This window comes from Corynebacterium halotolerans (assembly GCF_050107895.1).
GTDB lineage: Bacteria > Actinomycetota > Actinomycetes > Mycobacteriales > Mycobacteriaceae > Corynebacterium > Corynebacterium halotolerans_B.
In genome coordinates this window covers 26,162-41,489 of the sequence record NZ_JBNILW010000004.1, presented here as the reverse complement: position 1 = coordinate 41,489, position 15,328 = coordinate 26,162, and the positions used below count along the sequence as shown (strand labels likewise).

At 67.6% G+C, this 15,328-nt stretch carries 15 protein-coding genes and 1 tRNA gene; 7 read left to right on the top strand and 9 right to left on the bottom strand.

Annotated features, from left to right (window positions below):
* Positions 1-15 precede the first annotated feature (15 nt).
* Genes ACQCVD_RS05460 through ACQCVD_RS05450 form a run of 3 tightly spaced genes read right to left on the bottom strand, consistent with a single transcriptional unit; the run spans position 16 to position 2,149 of the window.
* On the bottom strand, positions 16-705 hold the full coding sequence (locus ACQCVD_RS05460) for an ABC transporter permease (RefSeq protein WP_426822705.1): 690 nt from the start codon (positions 703-705) through the stop codon (positions 16-18).
* Complete coding sequence (locus ACQCVD_RS05455) at positions 702-1,340, bottom strand: ABC transporter permease (RefSeq protein WP_426822858.1); 639 nt, start codon at positions 1,338-1,340, stop codon at positions 702-704. Before ACQCVD_RS05455 ends, ACQCVD_RS05460 begins: the two co-directional genes overlap by 4 nt.
* Positions 1,340-2,149 carry an ABC transporter ATP-binding protein gene (locus ACQCVD_RS05450; protein WP_426822857.1) on the bottom strand — a complete coding sequence of 270 codons (810 nt, stop codon included), beginning with the start codon at positions 2,147-2,149 and terminating at the stop codon, positions 1,340-1,342. Before ACQCVD_RS05450 ends, ACQCVD_RS05455 begins: the two co-directional genes overlap by 1 nt.
* Positions 2,150-2,386: 237 nt before the next feature.
* Between ACQCVD_RS05450 and ACQCVD_RS05445 the strand changes: the two genes are divergently transcribed.
* Together ACQCVD_RS05445 and ACQCVD_RS05440 are read left to right on the top strand one after the other, a co-directional pair.
* On the top strand, positions 2,387-3,595 hold the full coding sequence (locus ACQCVD_RS05445) for an ABC transporter ATP-binding protein (RefSeq protein ID WP_426822704.1): 1,209 nt from the start codon (positions 2,387-2,389) through the stop codon (positions 3,593-3,595).
* Positions 3,525-4,160 carry an ABC transporter ATP-binding protein gene (locus ACQCVD_RS05440; RefSeq protein ID WP_426822703.1) on the top strand — a complete coding sequence of 212 codons (636 nt, stop codon included), beginning with the start codon at positions 3,525-3,527 and terminating at the stop codon, positions 4,158-4,160. The genes ACQCVD_RS05445 and ACQCVD_RS05440 overlap by 71 nt, the downstream gene beginning before the upstream one ends.
* Positions 4,161-4,171: 11 nt before the next feature.
* On the opposite strand, the gene ACQCVD_RS05435 is transcribed toward ACQCVD_RS05440, so the two are convergent.
* The 3 genes from ACQCVD_RS05435 to ACQCVD_RS05425 form a co-directional block, all read right to left on the bottom strand.
* On the bottom strand, positions 4,172-5,179 hold the full coding sequence (locus tag ACQCVD_RS05435) for an MsnO8 family LLM class oxidoreductase (protein WP_426822702.1): 1,008 nt from the start codon (positions 5,177-5,179) through the stop codon (positions 4,172-4,174).
* 174 nt (positions 5,180-5,353) lie between these two features.
* A complete protein-coding gene (locus ACQCVD_RS05430) occupies positions 5,354-6,520 on the bottom strand; it encodes a L,D-transpeptidase (RefSeq protein WP_426822701.1) in 1,167 nt (388 codons plus the stop codon).
* A gap of 418 nt (positions 6,521-6,938) precedes the next feature.
* Positions 6,939-7,014, bottom strand: a tRNA-Lys gene (locus tag ACQCVD_RS05425).
* Between the two features lie 403 nt (positions 7,015-7,417).
* Here ACQCVD_RS05425 and ACQCVD_RS05420 point away from each other — a divergent pair.
* Positions 7,418-8,422 (top strand): cation diffusion facilitator family transporter, encoded by a 1,005-nt coding sequence (locus ACQCVD_RS05420; protein WP_426822699.1) that lies wholly within the window; start codon positions 7,418-7,420, stop codon positions 8,420-8,422.
* A gap of 205 nt (positions 8,423-8,627) precedes the next feature.
* Positions 8,628-10,376 carry a hypothetical protein gene (locus ACQCVD_RS05415; RefSeq protein ID WP_426822698.1) on the top strand — a complete coding sequence of 583 codons (1,749 nt, stop codon included), beginning with the start codon at positions 8,628-8,630 and terminating at the stop codon, positions 10,374-10,376.
* A 45-nt stretch (positions 10,377-10,421) separates the two neighbouring features.
* On the opposite strand, the gene ACQCVD_RS05410 is transcribed toward ACQCVD_RS05415, so the two are convergent.
* Entirely contained in the window at positions 10,422-11,696 is a 1,275-nt protein-coding gene (locus ACQCVD_RS05410; RefSeq protein ID WP_426822697.1) for a glutaminase, read from the bottom strand.
* 476 nt (positions 11,697-12,172) lie between these two features.
* Between ACQCVD_RS05410 and ACQCVD_RS05405 the strand changes: the two genes are divergently transcribed.
* Together ACQCVD_RS05405 and ACQCVD_RS05400 are read left to right on the top strand one after the other, a co-directional pair.
* Positions 12,173-12,658: a gluconokinase gene (locus ACQCVD_RS05405; RefSeq protein ID WP_426822856.1), complete on the top strand. Its 486-nt coding sequence runs from the start codon at positions 12,173-12,175 to the stop codon at positions 12,656-12,658.
* A gap of 154 nt (positions 12,659-12,812) precedes the next feature.
* Positions 12,813-13,364 carry an isochorismatase family protein gene (locus ACQCVD_RS05400; RefSeq protein WP_426822696.1) on the top strand — a complete coding sequence of 184 codons (552 nt, stop codon included), beginning with the start codon at positions 12,813-12,815 and terminating at the stop codon, positions 13,362-13,364.
* A 44-nt stretch (positions 13,365-13,408) separates the two neighbouring features.
* Here the strand turns inward: ACQCVD_RS05400 and ACQCVD_RS05395 are convergent, their stop codons facing one another.
* Together ACQCVD_RS05395 and ACQCVD_RS05390 are read right to left on the bottom strand one after the other, a co-directional pair.
* Positions 13,409-14,005 (bottom strand): DUF305 domain-containing protein, encoded by a 597-nt coding sequence (locus ACQCVD_RS05395; protein ID WP_426822695.1) that lies wholly within the window; start codon positions 14,003-14,005, stop codon positions 13,409-13,411.
* A 302-nt stretch (positions 14,006-14,307) separates the two neighbouring features.
* Entirely contained in the window at positions 14,308-14,589 is a 282-nt protein-coding gene (locus ACQCVD_RS05390) for a DUF3618 domain-containing protein (protein WP_426822694.1), read from the bottom strand.
* Between the two features lie 246 nt (positions 14,590-14,835).
* Here ACQCVD_RS05390 and bcp point away from each other — a divergent pair, with 246 nt between their 5' ends.
* Complete coding sequence (gene bcp, locus ACQCVD_RS05385) at positions 14,836-15,318, top strand: thioredoxin-dependent thiol peroxidase (RefSeq protein WP_426822693.1); 483 nt, start codon at positions 14,836-14,838, stop codon at positions 15,316-15,318.
* Positions 15,319-15,328: the final 10 nt, after the last annotated feature.

Below are 15,328 nucleotides of genomic sequence, written 5' to 3'. Positions count from 1 at the left end.
GGTGATCCTTTGAGGTCAGACGGTCAGAACGTTGTTGGAGCCGCGTTCGCGGCGGGTGGCGCGACTGAAGAGTCGTTGGGCGGCGGACATGACCAGCTCGCAGAGCAACGCGAGCAGGACAACCAGGACCGACCCCAGCAGCATGTCGGTGTAGTCCCGGGTCTTCAGCCCAGCGAAGATGTACCCGCCCAGGCCGATGTCAGTGACGTAGGCGGCCAGCGTCGCCGTGGCCACCACCTGCAGCAGCGCGCTGCGGACGCCGCCGACCAGCACGCCGGCGGCCAGGGGCAACTCCACCGTGGTGATGATCTGGGCCTCGGTGTAGCCGCTGGAGCGGGCGGCGTCGACGACGTCCCGGGACACCGCTCCCACGCCGGCGTAGGCCCCGGCCAGCAACGAGGGCACGGCGAGGACGATCAGGGCGATCAACGGAGCACTCAGCCCGATGCCGAAGGCGAGACCGAGGATCGTCAACAGCCCCAGCGTGGGGATCGCCCGGGCGGCCCCACCGATGCCACCGACCCACCCGGCGCCGCTGCCGCGGTGACCGACCCACACCCCCACCGGCAGGGCGATCAGTGCGGCGATGGCCACCGCCAGCACCGAGATCCCGAGGTGTTCCAGCATGCGGTCGAGGTAGCCGCCGTCCGCGGTCCAGGCGGCGCCGTCGGAAAGCGCGAGGAAGAGTTTCTCAGCCCAGGTCATCGGAGCCTCCCCTGCCACGGTGCGAGTGCTTTCCCGGTCAGCTGGCACAGTCCGTCGAGCACCAGCGCCAGTAGCACGACCGTGACGATGCCCACGAGCACTTCCACGACGATGCCGCGCTGAAAGCCGTCGGTGAACAGGCTGCCGAGGCTGGGCACTCCGACCAGGGCCCCGATCGTGACCAGGGAGACCGTGCTGACGGTGATCACCCGGATGCCGGAGATCAGCACCGGTACGGCCAGCGGCAGATCAACGCGCCAGAACAACTGGCGCGGTGAGGTTCCCACCGCCAGCGCCGCCACCCGGGCGTCGGCGGGCACCGAACGGAAGGCGTCCGAGGCGGTGCGCACCAGCAACGCGGTGCCGTAGACACACAAAGCGAGGATGATCGTGGTCCGGGAGCGCAGGGGGATTCCGATCAGGGCGGGCAGGATGACCACCAACGGCAGCGCCGGGATGCAGTAGAGCAGCGTCGACACCGACAGCACCGCCCCACCGGCCCGGGGCCGACGGGCCGCCAACAGACCCAGGGGCACGGCGATCAGGATGGACAGCAGGACCGCCGGGACGGTCAGGATGAGGTGTTCGGCCAAGAGCTGGAACACCCGCGGCCAGGCGTACTGGAGCCACTGCATCATTCCATCACCCCCACCGGCCGGCCCCGATGGTCGACGACGATCTTCTGGCCCGCCACCATGCGGGTCTCCAGCCGGCGGTCGGCGCGGTTGACGCCCACGAAGTCCGCCACGAAGTCACTGCCCGGATCACTCAGGATCTCTTCCGGCGTGCCGTCCCGGGCGATCTCCGCGCCCTCGCGCAGCACGATGATCTCGTCGCCGAGCAGGAGCGCCTCGTCAATGTCGTGGGTGACCAGAATGATCGTCTTCGCCAGCTCGGCCTGGATCTGCAGCAGCAGGTCCTGCAGCGAGCGCCGGACGATCGGGTCGACGGCCCCGAAGGGTTCGTCCATGAGCAGGATGTCCGGGTCCGCGGCCAGCGCCCGGGCCACCCCGACTCGCTGCTGCTGTCCCCCGGAGAGCTGCCCTGGGTAGCGCCTGGCCACACCCTGGTCGAGACCGACCTTGTCGAGCAGCTCCGCGGCCCCGGCGCGCGCGGTTTTCCGGTCGGTGCCGTTCAACAGGGGGACGGTCGCGATGTTGTCCAGCACGCTGCGGTGCGGCAGCAGACCACCGGACTGCATGACGTAACCGATGGAACGGCGCAGCTGGACGGGGTCGGTGCGGGAGATGTCCTCGCCGCGCACCCGCACCGCGCCCGCCGAGGGGTCCACCATGCGGTTGACCATGCGCAGCAGGGTTGTCTTGCCGCAGCCGGAGGAACCGACCAGCGCGGTGACCTGCCGCGGGGTGATCTCCCGGTGGAACCCGGAGACCGCCACCGTCCCATCGGGGTAGCGCTTGCTGACATTGTCGAATTCGATCACGGTGGGGCACCTTCCCGTCACTGCGTGGGCCACCGCCTGCTCGCCGCGGCGGGTACCGGGCCGGGTCGGAGCGAACGGCATTGTCCCCGCCATCGTAGTCCCGGTCGGGATGCAGCAGGGCGGGGAGCTGCGGTCCCACCCGGTGGGGCCCAGCGGCGCCGCAGAGCGGGACCTGCCGCCGGCGTCGTCGATTAGCATGGGTGTGTTTCCCTCCCCCACCCACGTCAGAGGAGCACTGTGGCTGCCACCCAGGCCCCGCCCACCCATGCGTTGACCGATGAGCAGAAGACCACCAGGCCGCTGCGTGCCCTGTGGTTGATGCTGCGCAACCACAAGGTGCCGCTGATTGCGGCGGTCGTGCTCTCCGCGGTCTCCGCGCTGCTCAACCTCGCGCAGCCGGTGGTGATCAACCGGCTCATCGACGCCGTCGGTGGCGGGCCGGTCACGGGGTTCGTGTGGCTGCTGCTCGGTCTGCTCGTCCTCTCCAGTCTGGTGGGCGCGGTGCAGATGTATCTGTTGGGCCGCACGGCGGAGACGGCCGTGTTCACCACCCGCCGTCAGTTGATCGCGACGATGCTGCGGCTGCCGGTGCGTACCTTCGACAACCTGCGCACCGGCGATCTGGTCACCCGCCTGGGCTCTGACACCACCCTGGTGCGCACCGCGATCACCGGTGGCCTGGTGGACGCCCTCGGCTCCCTGGTCACCATCATCGGCGCCATCATCCTGATGGCGCTGCTGGATCCGCTGATGCTCGGGGTGGTCCTGCTGGTGCTGGTGTTCACCATGGGCGTGATGGTCTCGGTGAGCTCGCTGATCCAGAAATACACCGTGCGCACCCAGGAGGCCGTGGGTGTCCTCGGCGCCGACATGGAACACGCCCTGGGCGCCATCCGCACGATCCGGGCGCAGAACGCCCAGGACCGGATGAACGCCGAGCTGGACGGCCAGGCGCGTACCGCTCTGGGGCACAGCCTGAAGATCGCGCAGATCGAGGCCGCCCTCTGGCCCCTGGCCGGGGCCGCCATGCAGCTGTCCTTCCTCGCGGTGCTCGGCATCGGCGGGGTGCGGGTGGCCGCCGGTGACATCGCGGTGGCCGACCTGGTCACCTTCGTCCTCTTCCTGTTCATGGTGGCCATGCCGCTGGGGACCCTCTTCGGCGCCGTGACCACGGTCCGCAGCGCCATGGGCGCCCTGACCCGCATCCACCAGGTGCTCGACACCGAGCCGGAGCCCACCGACGGTGCCGAGGTCACGCTCAGCGACGGCGAGGTCAACTTCGACGCCGTCAGCTTCAGCTACGACACCGACCCCCGACGGCGACGGCGGCGGCGACATCCTCCACGACGTCTCCTTCACCGTTCCGGCGGGCACGATGACCGCCCTGGTCGGCCCCTCCGGGGCGGGCAAGTCCACCTCCCTGGCGCTGCTGGAACGCTTCTATGACCCCACCGGCGGTGAGATCCGGGTGGACGGCCACCCGATCACCGGAATCAGCCGCGCGAGCCTGCGCGCCGCCATCGGCTACGTGGAACAGGATGCCCCGGTGCTGGCCGGCACGGTGCGCTACAACCTGCACCTGGCCGATCCGGACGCCACGGATCAGGAGTGCTGGCACGCGCTGGACCAGGTCAATCTCGGCGGGCGGTTCCGCGGCGCCGAGGGACTGGACACTCCCCTCGGGGAACGTGGCATCAGCCTCTCCGGTGGGGAGCGCCAGCGGCTGGCCCTGGCCCGGGTCCTGCTTTCCGACGCCCCGATCATGCTCCTGGACGAGCCGACCGCGGCCGTTGACTCCCACAATGAGCAGCTGATCCTGGACGCGATCGCGGCCACCGCGAAGGACCGGACCCTGATCGTGGTGGCGCACCGCCTGTCCACCGTCACCGACGCCGACCAGATCATCGTGATGGAAGACGGCCGGGTGAACTCCCGCGGCACGCACCACGAACTGTTGCGGACCAGCCCCCTCTACCGTGACCTGGCCTCCCGGCAGCTGCTGGGCGAATAGCCCGTTCCCGTTCAGCGGAGCATCGCGGCCAGGAGCTCATCGGAGCGGGCCTGGCCATCCAGGTCCCACATGCCGCCGGTGACCACGAGCTCTGCCACGCCGGTGAACTCCAGAAGCTCGTGCAGCCGGGACTCCACCTCGCCTGGGGTGCCGTGGATGCCGCTGTCGATGTTGCGGACCACCCGTTCACGTTGGCGGGCGGTGAGCGTGTCCGGATTCAGCTCCTCCGCCGGGCGCAGGGCATCGAAGGACCCCGTCGACCGCGACAACGCCAGCGCCCAGGCCTCCGGCACGAGCAGGCGGCGGGCCTCCGCGCGGCTGTCGGCCACGGCGATGTTCGCGGCGATGATGGCGTGCGGGTGCTCCAGCACGCCTGAGGGGCGGAAGTGCCGCCGGTACTGTTCCAGTCCCTCATGCCGGTCCACGGAGCGGTCGAAGAGTTTCGGGCCACCCACGATGACCCCCAGTCCGGCTTCCGCGGCGGCCCGGATGGACCGGCTGTTGGCCAGCACATAGACCGGCGGGGGCTGTGGCACTGCCGGGCGGGCGGTGATCGGGCCGTGGCCCCGGAGATAGGAGACCAGCTCCGCCAGATCGTCAGGGTAGCGTTCCGCGGCGTCCGCGGGTTGGCGCAGGGCATCGCGCACGGCCGTCGTGAATCCCAGCGAACGGCCGATTCCGGCGTCGATGCGTCCCGGGTACAGGGCGGCCAGGGTGAGGATCTGCTCCGCCACGACCAGCGGCTGGTGGGCCGGCAGCATGATTCCGGCGGTACCCACCCGGATGCGGGAGGTCACCGCAGCCACCGCCGTGGCCAGGAGAGTCGGCGTGGAACCGGCGATGCCGGGCACCCCGTGGTGCTCCGCAACCAGGAACCTGCGGTATCCCAGCCCCTCCGCCAGCACTGCCCGGTCCAGCGTCGCCCGCAGCGCCCCGGCATCGGCCCCCGCCGAAGGAGTGTTCCCGCCCGAGCGGCTGTTCGCGCGGTCCAGGATGGACAAAGAGAGGTTGTCGACCATGCTCCCCATCATGCCCGTCCGGTACCGCGGCCGGCTTTCCCGGCTGCCCCGGGTTGGCCGGCCCCGCAGCTCAGGCGGCAGACCGGATGAGTCCCCGGGCAGCGGTGCCGGGAACACTCCGGCCCCGGCTTCCCCTGTTGAGGGGCGACCAGGGCCGGAGGCGGCAGGTGAGTTCTACCAGGCAGAGGTCTCGTTGACGTTGCCCTTGCTCCACTCAGACCACGGGATGTTCCAGTCACCGAGGCCGTCATAGCCGGAAAGGGCCGGGCCGTCGGTGTTCTTCACGGTGACGATGTCCCCGCGCTTGACCACGGTCTGGAACCAACGGGCTGCCTCAGTGGTGACGTTGATGCAGCCGTGGGAGGTGTTGGTGTTTCCCTGGGCCCCGACCGACCACGGGGCGGCGTGGACGAAGATGCCGGAGTAGGACATCTGGGTGGCGTAGTCCACCGGCGTGCGGTAACCGCCCTCGTCATACCCCAGTCCGAAGGTGGCCGAGTCCATGAGCAGGGACGAGTGTTCATCACCGATCATGTAGGTGCCGTTCGGCGTGGCCCACTGACCGTCCCGCCCCAGCGACACCGGGATGGTGCGCAACTTCTCGCCGTTGCGGTAGACCGTCATGGTCTTGGTCGCGTCGTCCACTTCGGTGATCACGCGGTCACCGATGGTGAAGTTGGTGGCGTTGTCATCGCTGCCGTAGTTCCCGCCGCCCAAGTCCACACCGTAGATGTCCGCAGTGACACTGACCTTCGTGCCCGGCTGCCAGTACTCCGCCGGACGCCACCGGACCAGGGAGTTGTTGAGCCAGTAGAACTCGCCCTCCACCTTCGGTTCAGTGGTGATCTCGATGGCGTCCTGGGCCGCCTGCCGGTCCTCGACCGGGTTGGCGAACTGGAAACCGATGGTCTGTCCCACACCTACCGTGGAGTCCGGCAGCGGGGACAGGGCCACCCCGGAGGTGTAGTCGGGCGTGGCAGTCTGGAAGGTGACAGCGGTGGTCTCCCCGTTCTCGTCCTCAGCCGTGACCGTGTAGGTGCGGTTATAGCCCAGGTCTTCCGTGGTCCGCCAGGACGTGCCGTCGGCCGAAAGTTCCGCCTCGACCTCCTTGCCGGACTCGTTCGTCATCGTCACGTCCGCCAGCCCGTCACCGAAGGACTCGACGGTCACCGGCTCACCCGGGTTGACTCCCGTGGCGTCATCCTTGACCGACACCTTCGGCGGGCCGGCCTCCTGGGCTGCCGCCGCGCCGTCAACGACGGCCTCCGTGGCTGAACCGGCGCCCTGACCACCGGAGCGGTCAATGGTGCACCCGGCGACAAGCAGTGCGGAGGCGACCACTACAGCCAGCGTCCGCCCTAAGCTGTTCCGCCCGCTGCCAAAATTCTTCACTTCTTATACACCTTTACTCACCATGGACACTCACTAACCATATCGGGACTTTAGGAACATTAATTACTCGGAGACCACGGATTCGGCCGGGAGTGATCGAATCGTTGTAAACCCGGTACGGGTATCCGCTTCCGCAACTCGCTGCCACAGTTGAACAGCTCCCCCGCCAGAACCGCCTCTTCACTGTCCGACTGTGTGGGGTCTCCCGTCCGGCCGGCCGCCGAAGCGACGTATTCCGTGCCGGAACCGTCGTGCCACGAAAAGCGCGGGGTGGTGCGGGATTCCCGGATTCCCCGGGTTTCAGGATCCCGGCTCCGCGGATGCGACAACACCCGCCACCTGGATGTGCAGGTGGCGGGTGTTTCTGTGGTGCGCCATCAGGGAATCGAACCCCGAACCCACTGATTAAGAGTCAGTTGCTCTACCAATTGAGCTAATGGCGCTTATCGTTTCCGGTCTCTACTCCCCGTTATGGTGAGCTCGTCGTCGGCAACGAAGAAAAATATAGCAGGATTTCCGGAAGTTAGTAAAATCGCCTGCTCAACGCACATTTTGAGATGATCTGTATAGGGCTCTATTCGGTTCCTTCTGCCGGTGGCTGACACCGCGGTGGCAACCGGGCTGCCAAAGATGGCGGTGCCGGTGGCGGCGGAGAAGGCTGCCGGGGTGTTCCCGGGAATCAGACCTGCCTTCCGCGGCCATCAGGGGCGCCGGGTTCCCGTCCTGCTGCAGCGGGTGGGAAGTTTCCGGGGAGCTCGTCGTCCACAGGTTCGGGGCACAATGGGGCCAGCCGCATGACACTCCGGCAGGTGCGTCATGAACTCCACGTGAAAGGACGCTGTTCCCATGAGCCCGCGTTCCCATGCCGCCGACCCGGCCGCAGCGGCCACCACGGCCACCAGTGAGAACTCCCTGACCGTCATCCTCGCCTTCTTCGCGAACCTCCTCGTGGCGGTGGCGAAATCCATCGTCGCGCTCTTCACCGGCTCCGCCGCCATGGTCGCGGAGGCCGCCCACTCCTGGGCCGACGCCGGCAACGAGATCTTCCTCATCATCGGCGAGCGCCGTGCCAGGCGTGCGCCTGATGCGGATCATCCACTCGGCTACGGTCGCTCCGGCTATGTCTGGTCGATGTTCGCCGCCTTCGGGCTCTTCACCGTGGGATCCGCGGTCTCCATCTGGCACGGCATCCAGGCGCTGGGAGCACCGGATGAAGAGGTCTCCTACTTCTGGGCCTATATCGTCCTCGCGGTCGCCTTCGTCCTGGAGGGAACCTCCTTCCTGCAGGCCTGGCGGGAGACCCGCCAGGGCGCCGCCAAGCGTCACATCTCCCAGCTGCGCTATCTGGGGACCACCTCGAACCCGATGCTGCGCTCGGTCTTCCTGGAGGACTTCGTCGCCCTGATCGGCCTGGTGATCGCGGCCCTCGGCCTCTACCTCCACCAGGTCACCGGCAGCGCCGTGTGGGACGCCGTCGCCTCCATCCTCGTCGGCGTGCTCCTGGGCGTCGTGGCGATCACGCTGATCGCCAAGAACGCCGTCTTCCTCACCGGGGAAGCCGGCACTCCCCTCGCCCGAAACATGCTCCTGGAACAGATTCTGACCCATCCGAACACCGAGTCGGTCAGTTTCCTGCACACTGAGTGGGTCGGCGCCGACCGCATCCTCGTCATCGCCTCCGTCGACCTGGTCGGGGACAACCCGGAGTCGCGCATCCGGGAAATGCTGCAGGAGGTCGAGGACAGGCTGGAACAGGAGCCGTTCGTGGCCCGGGCGATTCTGGGGCTGAGCAGGCCCGGCGACCACACCCGGCTGCAGGTGGAGCCGCTACCCACCTGGTACGAAGAATGAGCGCACCCCACAATGTCCTCCCACAGCTGCGGTCGGCCGGGCGATAGTATGGCGCCGGACACGCCATCATCACGACCGCCGCCCACGCCAGGCCGTCCGCAGGAATCCACGCACCAGGAGGGGACAGACCATCGCCACCATCAGGCAGTCGCCGCCGCGGCCGACCCCACCCAGGAAGAGCGCCCTCCTTCTCACCCTGATCGTCGTGGTCGGGGTCGCCGCGCGCACCGTGGTCACCGCCGGGGGCTGGTACTACTGGGATGATCTCACTCTCCATTCCCAGGCACGCCAGTTCGACGCCCCGACCCTTGAGCTGCTGCTGCGCAACCATGACGGGCACCTCATGCCGGGGGCCTGGCTGATCGAGTGGCTGCTGGCCACCGTCGCTCCCTTCAACTGGCCCGTCGCCGTGGGCACCCTGGTGCTCCTCCAATTGCTGGCTGCCGGGGCCGTCGCGTGGGCCTGCCGGGTCGCCGCCCCCGGCCCCATCGGACGTACCGGCATCCCCTGGGCGGCGCTGCCGCTGGCGGGCTATCTGCTCACCCCGTTGACGCTGCCCACCACCACCTGGCTGGCTACGGCGGTCAACATCCTGCCGCTGCACGTTGCCTTCGCAATGATGCTGGGGCACGCGCTCCTCGCCTGGCGACGGCAGGGACTTCACCATCAGGTGCTCGCCGTGGTCTGGCTGGTTGGTGGCATGCTCTTCAGCGAGCGCGCCCTCTTCCTCGGCCCGGCCGTCATCTTCACCCTGGTCTGTTTCAGTGCGGCCACCGCTTCCCTGGCCACCCAGGCACGTCGGCTCGGGCAGCTGACGATCATCCTCGCGCTGCCCACAGTGGTCTGGGCGGTGGTCTACCTCGTCGTGGTCGGGGACCCACGCGAGACCTATTCCCCTCCCCCCAGCACGGGGGAGGCAGCGCCGGACGGCGCGGCGACGGACGTCGCGACGCTGTTGTCCCACGGTTACCTGGAGGGGCTGCTGCCCACCCTCGGCGGCGGTCCCTGGCACTGGGAACGGTGGCACCCCGGCCCGCCCTGGGCGGATCCCTCGACGCTGGCCGTCACCGCCGGGGCCGTCGCCCTGGTGCTCCTGCTGTTCTGGACCAGCCGGCGCGGGTGGCTGGCGGTGCTGGCCTGGCTGCCCGCCGCCCTGTACCCGTTGGCCCCCTTGCTCGCATTGGCGATCGCCCGCACGGGCCCGGACACGGCCGTCGAGATCACGCAGACTCTGCGGCATTTCTCGGAGGTCGCGGTGCTCGGCGCAGTCACATTCGCCTTCCTCGGACGCTTGCCGACGCCGCGTCCCATCCCGCGGCCACTGACCCTGGCGGCACCACTGGTGCTGCTCCTGGTGGTGGTCTCCGCAGTGGTCAGCACCGCCACCTATGCCCGGGTCTGGTGGGATCAGCCGGCCCGCGACTACTTCCAGAACCTCCGGCCCGCCCTGGCGCAGCGGGAGGAGCCGGTCTTCGACCAGGCCGTCGGTCTGGACGTGCTGCTACCGGTGGTGCATCCGCACAACCAGCTGTCGCACCTGCTCGGAGGCCTCGACGGGGTGCCCCCGATCACGCACCACACCACCGACCCCGTCTTCGTCGACAATGCGGGGCAGCTGCAGCCCGCCCGGCTGGAGCCGATGCGCTCGACCGTGCCCGGTGGGGATCCCGGCTGTGGTACGCGCATCGGCGGCGCAGGTGCCACCCTGGAACTGGATGGTCCGCTCATGGACCGGGACTGGGTGCTGCTGCTGAACTATTTCGCCGACGCCCCGGGCACCGCGGAGGTGCAGCTCGATGAGGAGCCGGTGCAGGTGCCGTTGCAGGCCGGACTGAACCAGGTCTATGTCCGCCTGCTGGGCGGTGGATCCCAGCTGACTGTCACCGCCAGCGACGGTACCTCCGAGCTGTGCGTGGGCGACAGCGACCTGGGAGTCCTGTCTCCGGCGGGTTAGTTGTCGGCGGAATGCCGAGGGACGAAAAGTACCACCGGTTGCCGGTCAGTCCTTCTCCTCCAGCGAACGGCTCTCCAGGGAGCCGAGCGTCTCCGCCTCGGTGCCGTCGCTGTACTGCAGGTCCTTGAGGATGTCCTCCGGGTCGTAGATGGCTACCTCGAAGCCCTCCTCCCGCAGGCTGCGCAGGCCCTCCTTGATCAGGCGGCGTCCCATCCGGTTGAAGCTGGAGACCCGGGAGATGTCGAGCACCAGACGCTGGCCGGTGAAGTCATGATCGACCATTTCATCCAGGATGCTCTCCGCGGCCGGAAAGTTGACCTTGCCCTGCAGCCGGATGACGGAGTCCTGCCCCTCAGTGTGAATGTTGCGCAGGGCGTATTCACCCTGCGGTTCCGCCGCCATCAGATGCAGGCCCATATCCTTCGACAGCTTCTGGAAGATCTTGACCCCACGCACGCTGTTGCCCTGGATGTCCAGCCGCGGGGAGAAGGTGGCGATGCCCAGCTGGCCCGGCAGGGTGCCGATCAGACCACCGCCCACCCCTGATTTCGCGGGAATGCCCACCGTGGTCATCCAGCGCCCGGCGGCGTCGTACATCCCGGCCGAGGCCATGACCGCCAGCGCCATCCGGCAGACGTCGGGGTTCAGGATCTTCTGCCCCGTGATCGGCTGGACGCCGCCGTTGGCCAGCGTCGCGGACATGATCGCCAGGTCACGGACGTCGACCTCAATGGCGCACTGCAGGGTGTAGCTGCGCACGGCGTCGTGGGCCGCGTCCTGGATGACGTCATAGTTGCGCAGCATGTGCGCGATCGAGAGGTTGCGGTCCGCGGTCTCCAACTCGGACTCGCACAGCGCCCGGTTGATGGACAGTTCCCGGCCCGCGAGCGCCGAGAAGAACTCCCGGATCTCCTCCACCCGGTCTTCCACGGAGGAGTCCTCCCCGTTGATCAGCTGGTTAACCGCGATGGCCCCGGCGTTGATCATCGGGTTCATCGGACGTTTGGTGTTGCGGTCCAGGGAGAGCTCGTTGAAGGCCTCTCCGGAAGGCTCCGTACCCACGGTCTGCTGCACCTTGTTCCACCCGCGACGCTGCAGCGCCAGGGCGTAGACAAAGGGCTTGGACACCGACTGGATGGTGAACTCGGTTCCATCGTCTCCCACGCTGTACAGGTTGCCGCCGAAGGTGCACATCGCCAGCCCGAGTGGTTTCGGGTCCGAATCCGCCAGCTCCGGGATGTAGTCGGCGACGTGCCCACTGGTGTCCGCCCGGACACTGTCCAGAATGGTCTCCAGATACCCCGGGATCGGCGACTGCATGACGGGTCCTCTCCTTCTGCTTTCTCGGTGTTCGACGTGCTGCCGTGGCCTCCACCGCACCGGGCAGGGAGGCGGTCGGCCGCCACCGCCGGTGTGCTGCCCCGTTCCCGGAATTGGAAGCCACGCAATGGCGCCGATCCTACCCGGCAGAACGCTCCGGTACGGCGGTGGGCGATCCGCACGGCCACCGCTGTCCCACGGGTGACAGGAACACAGCCACTTCCGACTGGCCGTCGAGGTCTGCGATGCTTCCGGGCCCCGCCGCCGTCGCCACCGCATGTCCACCCCGCCTCCGGGCCCTGGAGTAGAATTCGTGCGGGCCGTCCCGACGTCCCTCCCAAGCAGGTCCACCTGCCCCGTAACCGGCCCACCGAAGGCACCGCCTCACGACTGTTGGTCCGAACGATGCGATAGAAAGAAGGTCGATAGGGGTGCCCACCTCCGACACCTCTTCCCCAGCCCACCACATCGTCATCATGGGTGTGTCCGGCTCCGGAAAAACCACCGTGGGGGAACTCCTGGGCGAACGGCTCGGGCTCCCCTACCGCGATGGAGATGACCTGCACCCACAGGCCAACATCGACAAGATGGCCGCCGGACACCCGCTCACCGACGAGGACCGCTGGCCCTGGCTGAAGCTGATCGGCCGCTGGCTCAGCGACCACACTGACGGCGGCATCATCGGCTGCAGCGCCCTCAAACGCAGTTACCGGAATCTGATCCGGAAGTACGCGCCCGGGGTGTGTTTCGTACACGTTCACGGTAGCCACGAGCTGCTGCACGAGCGCATGTACCACCGCGAGGGGCATTTCATGCCGGCCGCCCTGCTGGACTCCCAGTTGGCGACCCTGGAGATGCTCGGGGACGACGAATACGGTGAACTCTTCGATATCGCGGACGAGCCGGCACAGGTCACCGAGGCCGTGGTCAACTGGCTGCAGGACTCCCCCACGGCGGGATGACGGCCCCTTAACCGGGCGGTGCGCCCTCACCGGTTCGGGGCAGCCCCGGCTCCCGGCTCCTGGCGCCTGCGAGGGCGCTGTGTGGCACCATGTCTGAAGGAGCCGACACCGGTCTCCCGCCGTCCCTGCGTTCAGAAAGGTTCCCTCAACACCCATGCGAGCCCTGGTCATTGTTGACGTCCAGAATGATTTCTGCCCCGGCGGCGCCCTCGCCACGGAGCGGGGTGCGGAAGTGGCCGCCAGCATCGGCGCCTACCAGCGGTCGGCCGCCGACCGCTATGAGGCACAGGTGGCCACCCAGGATTACCACGTGGATCCCGGGGAACACTTCGCGGCGGAGCCGGACTTCGTGGACTCCTGGCCGCCGCACTGCCTGGCTGACACCGAGGGGGCGCGGCTGCATGCGGAGATCGACTCCGCCGCCCTCGATGAATGCTTCCGCAAGGGGGCCTTCGATGCCGCCTACTCCGGATTCGAGGGTGTGGCGGACGGGGTCAGCTTGGATAGCTGGCTGACCGGCCGCGGGATCACCGACGTGGACGTGGTGGGCATCGCCACCGATCACTGCGTGCGGGCCACGGCCCTGGACGCCCTCGAGGCCGGATACCAGGTGCGGGTGCTCACGGAATTCTGCGCGGCGGTGGATCCGGCCCGCGGCGCCGCCGCCCTCCGGGAACTGGCGGCGGCGGGCGCGACAGTACGCTGAGTTCCGCCGTCCACTGCCGGTCCGGGAAACCCGGGCCAGAAGAGTCAGCTCAGCGAGGCCAGTAGCTCGTCGATCCGGTCGATCCGGTCGTGTTTGAGGGTGACCATCACGTCGACCTGATCCTTGAGGGTTTCTGACTGCCCCATCTCCAACTGGCGCTCGGACAGGGTGATCATCAGCTCCAGGCGCCCCCGCAGGATGCTGAGGTAGAGACGGGCCCGTTCGGTCCCGGTGGCCTCGGTCAGGTCTTCCGACGGGGAGACTCCCTTACTCCCGGTTTCCGGCAGAATAGTGCTGGCCTCGCCGTTTCCCTCATCGATCTTCTTCCACTGCTCCAGCAACGCGTTCAACCTGACTATCTCATCCTGTTCCCGGTTCATGCTCGCCTGCGCGAGTTCCCTAACGGCTGGATCGATACCCGGGCTGCCCAGCAGTTGCTCCCCGAGCGTGACCGTGTCCCGGAGCAGCGGCCGCATCTGCTCGATGAAGTTCAGGTCGTGGTTGTTGGCCCGGACAGTAGTGGTTTCGAGGTCGCGGGTGGTTGCCGTCTGGACCGCCGCACCCTTGACGGTGCCGGTGACACAACCGGACAACGTCAATGCGGCGGCCAACACCGCCACGGCAGCCAGATGTCGCTTCACTGGGGAGCACCAACCTTAAGAATAGTCTGAGTACGTGGTCAGCATACGCTCTTCTTCGCTCAGGCTCTACTTCTCGGGCTCCACCAGCCCAAATTGATCGGTTAAAGCTACCGCATTGATGGTTTCCGCGGGAGAATGACCGTCACCCCTGTGTGCCCGAGGCGCGGGAAAGCGTCGCAGAAACAGCAAACGGGTGCACGTCAGCCGTGCACCCGTTCCGGGGCAGATCCAGGGGAATCCAGAACCTTGCCCATGGTCTACTGCGGCACCGCGGCGCGCTGGCCGGGACCGAAAGCGCGGGGTTAAGCGGAACGCTCCGAAAGCATCCGCTGGATCTCCTTGAGGTCGTGGTTCTTCTTCCGGGAGCGGACCACGGCGAACACGAGACCGCCGACGATCACGGCACCAATCCCGGCCAGCACCTTCTGGACATTCGGGTCCTTCAGCTTGTTGTTGGCCTGCCGCTTGGCGTCATCGACGAGGTTCTGGGGCTTGGTCCGGTCGGCCAGCTCGTCCAGGGTGCTCGCCAGCTGACGGCGGGTGCGCTCGATATCGCGCTGGATGTCATCGATGTTGCGTGCCACGAATTTCTCCCGGTTTCATATGTATTAGGGGGTGACTTTCACTCTGTCACACCCAAGGTAGTTTATCGCAGCCGAGTTCTGCACGACGCTCGCCGACAGATCCCGCCGCCGTACCCCGGACCTCCTTCGTTTCCCGGCCGGTCTCCCCGGCCTGCCGGTATCACTTTCCCCGGACCGGAACCCACATATCCCCTGGGGAGCCGATCACCGGGAGACAGTGTCGGGCAGACCGCTAAGCTGGTTGCCATGACTGAATCCATCCGCCTCAAGGTCGGGGACACCGCCCCCGAATTCGCCCTGCCCGATGACGCCGGTTCCACCACGTCGCTCAAGGACTTCACCGGCGCCGGGAAGCGCGTACTGGTCTACTTCTACCCGCGCGCCAACACCCCGGGCTGCACCAAGGAGGCCTGCGATTTCCGCGATTCCCTGGCGCAGCTGAATGACCTGGGTATCAAGGTGGTCGGCATCTCCCCGGACAAGGCGGACAAGTTGGCTGCCTTCCGCGATGAGCACGAGCTGAATTTCCCGCTGCTCGCCGATGAGTCGAAGGAGGTCATGACCGCCTACGGTGCCTTCGGAGAGAAGAAGAACTACGGCAAGACCGTCCAGGGCGTGATCCGCTCGACCTTCCTGGTGGAACCCGACGGCACCCTCAGCCTGGCGATGTACAACGTGAAGGCGACCGGACACGTGGCCCGCGTCATCCGCGACCTGCCGAAGAACTGATTGCCCCGTC